The organism is Sedimentibacter sp. B4 (assembly GCF_000309315.1).
Taxonomy (GTDB): Bacteria; Bacillota; Clostridia; order Tissierellales; family Sedimentibacteraceae; genus Sedimentibacter; species Sedimentibacter saalensis.
Map to the genome: position 1 here is coordinate 1 of NZ_CANG01000168.1, position 231 is coordinate 231.

Consider the following 231-nt stretch of genomic DNA (forward strand, 5'->3'; position numbering starts at 1 on the left):
GCGGAGGCGCGGACCACGTTCTCCAGCGGCTCGCCGGCGAGCAGGTGCTCGAGCTGGCGGCGGAGCAGCGCGGCGACCCTCGGGTAGGTGGCGTCGCTGTTGCCACCCTGGTGAGCGGTGATCAGGGTGTTCGGCGCGTGCCACAGCGGGTGATCGGACGGCAGCGGCTCGGGATCAGTGACGTCGAGCGCGGCCGGAGGCGGCCGGACTGCAGCTCGGCGAGCAGCGCGG

Annotated in this window: 1 pseudogene; it reads right to left on the reverse strand. The window is 74.5% G+C overall.

Features of this window, described 5'->3' with window-relative positions:
* Positions 1-231, reverse strand: a pseudogene (locus BN358_RS23100) (NAD(P)-dependent oxidoreductase); the annotation flags it as partial.